Consider the following 4,400-nt stretch of genomic DNA (forward strand, 5'->3'; position numbering starts at 1 on the left):
TTTTATTGCGGCTTGAACTTCAAGCTTTGGCGCAACGATGGGTGATTTGATGGACTAATGCTCAACCCGCCAAGGCATTGGCGTTGCCCGTCATCTGCATTGTCGTCTGACACCCAGGCATCATCAGGATCAGCCAGTTGTTGTAATTCTGCCTCAATACGCTGCTTAACTATTGGCTGCACCAGCACCCAATACAGCGCCCACACGAGCGCAGAAGTCGTCGTTTCATAACCCGCAAATACCAGCATCAGCAGTTCATCGCCAATTTCTATAAGTTCGCACAGTAAGTAACAATTTCCAACCGAAGGATTAACGTTTTGAGCCGTCCTAGTTGCATAAGCTTGACAATTTTGTCTCATCAAGTTGTCAATTTCCGTTAGAAATCGCGTTATAACTGGCAACTTCATGTTCCGACACTTCGAGATTGTCCTGACTCGGACTCTAGCTGCGACAATGGAATCTGATCCGCTTCTAAAATCACCACCTTGCCGTCCTGCCACACTGCAATCGACTCTCCCAACCTGCGATGACGCTCAAGTGCCTGGGCAACCGCTGATTTCGCTAGTTCAGTCAGTGTTTCGTAGGATGCCGCTTGCTTACCTTCAGCCATGTTAACCCTCTGTAATTTGATTCCAGACCTCTAAAGAAAAAATAGAAGGTTGCCCATCTTCCCCTCGTTGAGCCACAACAGTGGGACACTCCTGAGAATTATCGTAGACAATCCAACGATCACAAAGGGGTAAGTACAATTCAGCCAGATTTCTTCGTCCGCGCTCATACCGTCTACGAATTACCGCTTCTGGGATCGAGTGTCCGCCGCTGGCAACTCGCGCCCGTACTCGTTCGACTGCTAGGTCAGGACTGTGAAGCCAGAAATACAATAGGCTGATTGTGTACTCTCTATTCTTACACCGTTGAAGGAAGGGAGCGAACGATCGAGACGCAAGAGTCGTCTCAAACGCGAAATCAGCATCAGAATTTGCCAGCATTCTTAAGCGTTCCAACATCAACCGTCCTGCCTGTAATGACATTGACTCTGGGTTGAAGGGAGAAAGCCCTGCTGCAATCGCATCGGCATTCACGTACTCTGTGACTCCCAAACTTGGCAAAATGGTCAGAGCAGAAGTCGTTTTTCCTGAACCATTTGCACCTCCAATGACATAAAGCAGTGGCATAGAGTTCAAATTTTGGTTGACGCATTAATTGGATTTGTACCTGTGGAGAAACAAGCTGACATGAGTTATACGGCAATTGTCAACTTTTGCGCGACGATTGTCAGCTTTTGCGCGAATCTATATTTCTGCCGGACTCAAGCCTTGACCCGTTTCATCTTTAACCTGCAACAATAGCCCCAACAGATCGGTTTGCGCCCTTGGCAGAGCGAATTCTTGGCGCTGGCAAATCTCGTGCAACAGCAACTGATTGATCTGGTGCTTTTGCCTTAAAAAATCACCCCAGGGACTCCACGCGCCCCAGTCAAGGCGAAGGAACGGAAACACTAAGGCTGCCGCGTGTAGGGGGGATTCGGCACCTCGAAATAGGCCAGAGAGTAACGATCGAAGGCGATCGCGCTGGTCACCAGAGGACCTACCCATCACGACTTGCAAGATGACCGTTAGGGCAATGTGCTTCATCACCTGTCGCACATTGAAGGTTGCGCCAGGTGGCAGGTGCGCGAATCCTCGTCGAGTCTGCTCCATGATCGGGTTGCCCCAACCTTGCAACTGCTCGCCGTGAAAGGGTGGCATCAGCCATTGCCGATGGCGCTGATGCGCTTTGCCTTCGAGAAACACCAGGGCGTGTTCACCCATGACCAGATCGAAAACACTGCCGCGCTGATGGGATGCGAGGATGTCGGCGGGTGCTGTAAACACGGCTTGTAATCCGGTCGGGCTGCATACGCACACCGCTGGATAATCGTAAGGCAGGCGAAACAGATCGCCATAGGTGCTGTGAGCTTCATCAAGCAGCTCCAACGGGGCAAATAAGCCACGGGCTTGCCAAAGCAGTTGGGGCATCGAGGGACCAGGCGGCAACGGAGGCATGACGCTCGGACACAAACGGTTGTTCAACATCCTACTGCATTGCAGCTAGCCAGCCAGCCGATCGGAGCCTAATCTTTGGGTTGGGTGTTCGCCAAAGTGTCTCGATTGTTAGAGGGTGACATCAAGCGAGAACGGATTCTAGCTTGACCCATCAGCAGCGCGAGGTGTACAGGGGGCAAGGACGAATGGGGCAGTCTTGCTGAGCGCGGGGGATGAGCTTTGAAAAGCCAGCTAATTGTTCTCCACTCCCGTCGTGTTCTGAAAATGTCTCCAGGAATTGCTGAGCTAAAAATTTGAGTTGCGCTTGGGTGGCTCCCTCAGCCATTAATCAAGGATTGACGACGCTCAAGGGTTTTTACAAATGGTTCCAACTTTCTGGCTAGATGGAGTTGAGGGCTATTTTACCGACTGCCACTGTCAAGTTCGAGAAATTGGGCAATCCGCTTCCACGTCACCTGAACCACGAGCAGACGGCTGCGCCCGAAGGCAGCGAAGCGTATCGCCCAACCCGTGACCGGAGAGCAGGGAACTGCGCGATTGCACTCTCCTGCAATCCTCATTGCCTCTGGTGATGAAGCTGAAATGTTGCGTGATGAGGGGGCAGCATACGTTTTTCCAGATTATGACGATGCCGAAAATTGCCTTGCAGCCTTAGCATCGGTAGTAAGTAGCTAGACAGGAATAAACTTAAAACGTTCAACCGAGTAACTGCCCTGGTACCCGCGCTGCTCGATTGCGTCAATTAGAGCAAGGGCAAGATCGTATTCATCCTCAAACAAGCGACTGGCGAGGTGTTCTCGCTTGAAGTGTAACCATTCATCCTCAATCCGGTTCATCTGCGGACTATAGGGCGGCAGGAAAAAGATTAACAACCCTTGTTCACACCAGCGTTGCCAGTGTTGCTGAGCTAGCTTGCTGCGGTGGGATGAAGCACCCTCTTGAACCACAACTGTCAGTTGTCCCGTTGCAGCAAAACGTTGGGCAGCACGATGAGCTTGCCAGTTCATCAAGCTCAGGTAGCGCTCAGTGTTGAAGCCGCCCACGACTCAGCCATACTCAAAGCTGTGCCCTGGTTCCCACAGCCCTAACGCACTGATGCGTCTGCCCCGTCTTCGCGCTTGAGCCAGGCGTTTTTGTTTGCCGGCTCAAGCATAGCTGTAGTTGAGGCAGCTACATCGCTCAAACCCACTTTCGTCCAGGTACTTGAGCGCAATCGCACCTGCTTGTGCCCACAGTTTGAGCACACACCAATCGGCTTGCTTGGCCTGCACAAACTGACTCGATTTTGGCTCAGGTGGGCAATACCTTAGACGCTTCCAGACACAGCCCTTTTTTGCAAGATGCGTCCGAGTTGCTTACCCCTGAGGACAACGCCGCGCTCGCACTCTAGACGTTCACACAACTGCCGACTTGTGTAGCTACGTCGCTCTTGCAACCCAGTTTCTACCGCTTCAATGTCGGCAATCTGCCATTTGGCTTTGCCACCGCGTCCGGCTGCTTCCCATAGTCCACCCACTCCGCCATCCTGCCAGCGTTGCAGGGTTTGGCGCAGTGGTATGTTCACACTGGTGCAGATGCTGGGCAATCTGGGGCGTCCTCCATCCACTGGCATTGCGTCGCACTGTCATGGCTCTCAGTTTGATCCGACGAGCAACCCCATCGGCCAAACTCAACTGGTACAAGGTGCGGTCTTCTTCGGCATTGAGTTGAATGTGATGTGCGGCAGGCATAAGCGCACCCGATAGCGACTGACCTATCTTATAGCTTTTCCCGTCTACCTACTTATAACCATTCGCTTATCCGATAACCGTTCAGAGGTGGCTTCTTGATTTTGAAAAACTGTCTGCGGCGGGTGAAGTGGTTCGTTAGCTAGCCTTGTTCTAGTTGTATTAGCTAATGATTGAAAGCTTGTTTGTAGATTTTCAAAGCTTAGACATTCCGAGATTGAGCAACGCTATGATGAAAGCGAATTGAGATCGAGTTGAAGCGATGTTTCCATTATGGTGAAGACGATCTCAGGAAGGAATTTGCCAAATGAAACCGTTGCGGCCCCTTGAACTGTTTTTCCTAAAGCCAAGAAGATTTGCGCCAAGCCTTTTACCTTCGACCGTTCCCGATCTGAACGAGTACTGTGAAACGTACCGATCGCTGTTTCCAAAGGCCAGAGATTTTGATGCGTTCAAGTCGCTGCATCTTGGAATGACATCGAATCTTAAACGCAAGTACGTGTTTGGCATCGCTAAGAGGAGGTTTGAAAAGTCAAAGATGACGTAAAAAAGCTCTCCGGATGTACGCTGCAAGTAAGTAGTCCGCAGCACCGTGAGAGCCATGAGTAAAGCATACTCCAGCAACCTG

8 protein-coding genes and 1 pseudogene are annotated in these 4,400 nt (G+C 51.2%); 1 reads left to right on the plus strand and 8 read right to left on the minus strand.

All coding sequences use genetic code 11. The annotated features are described in order from the left end of the window. Positions 1-137: 137 nt before the first annotated feature. From H6F67_RS00005 to H6F67_RS00035, 7 genes and pseudogenes are all read right to left on the minus strand, one after another. Positions 138-407: pseudogene (locus H6F67_RS00005) on the minus strand (cytochrome P450); the annotation flags it as partial. Beyond that, positions 404-610 carry a hypothetical protein gene (locus H6F67_RS00010; protein WP_190762056.1) on the minus strand — a complete coding sequence of 69 codons (207 nt, stop codon included), beginning with the start codon at positions 608-610 and terminating at the stop codon, positions 404-406. The pseudogene H6F67_RS00005 and the gene H6F67_RS00010, both read right to left, overlap by 4 nt. A 1-nt stretch (position 611) precedes the next feature. Further along, on the minus strand, positions 612-1,175 hold the full coding sequence (locus tag H6F67_RS00015; protein WP_190762058.1) for a zeta toxin family protein: 564 nt from the start codon (positions 1,173-1,175) through the stop codon (positions 612-614). A 117-nt stretch (positions 1,176-1,292) separates the two neighbouring features. Then, positions 1,293-2,075 carry a cytochrome P450 gene (locus H6F67_RS00020; protein WP_190762059.1) on the minus strand — a complete coding sequence of 261 codons (783 nt, stop codon included), beginning with the start codon at positions 2,073-2,075 and terminating at the stop codon, positions 1,293-1,295. A gap of 371 nt (positions 2,076-2,446) precedes the next feature. After that, positions 2,447-2,605, minus strand: coding sequence for a hypothetical protein (locus tag H6F67_RS00025; protein WP_190762061.1), 159 nt, complete (start codon positions 2,603-2,605; stop codon positions 2,447-2,449). A gap of 111 nt (positions 2,606-2,716) precedes the next feature. Further along, positions 2,717-3,088 carry a transposase gene (locus tag H6F67_RS00030; protein ID WP_190762063.1) on the minus strand — a complete coding sequence of 124 codons (372 nt, stop codon included), beginning with the start codon at positions 3,086-3,088 and terminating at the stop codon, positions 2,717-2,719. Between the two features lie 263 nt (positions 3,089-3,351). Next, positions 3,352-3,609 carry a helix-turn-helix domain-containing protein gene (locus H6F67_RS00035; protein ID WP_190762065.1) on the minus strand — a complete coding sequence of 86 codons (258 nt, stop codon included), beginning with the start codon at positions 3,607-3,609 and terminating at the stop codon, positions 3,352-3,354. On the opposite strand from H6F67_RS00035, the gene H6F67_RS00040 reads away from it, so the two are divergent. Continuing rightward, on the plus strand, positions 3,602-3,790 hold the full coding sequence (locus H6F67_RS00040; protein WP_190762067.1) for a hypothetical protein: 189 nt from the start codon (positions 3,602-3,604) through the stop codon (positions 3,788-3,790). The genes H6F67_RS00035 and H6F67_RS00040 overlap by 8 nt on opposite strands. A gap of 270 nt (positions 3,791-4,060) precedes the next feature. Here the strand turns inward: H6F67_RS00040 and H6F67_RS27490 are convergent. Then, positions 4,061-4,400, minus strand: a 340-nt coding sequence (locus tag H6F67_RS27490) for a hypothetical protein (protein WP_206753872.1), incomplete at its 5' end; no start/stop codon positions are given.

This window comes from Microcoleus sp. FACHB-1515 (assembly GCF_014696105.1).
Lineage (GTDB): Bacteria > Cyanobacteriota > Cyanobacteriia > Elainellales > Elainellaceae > JAAUTJ01.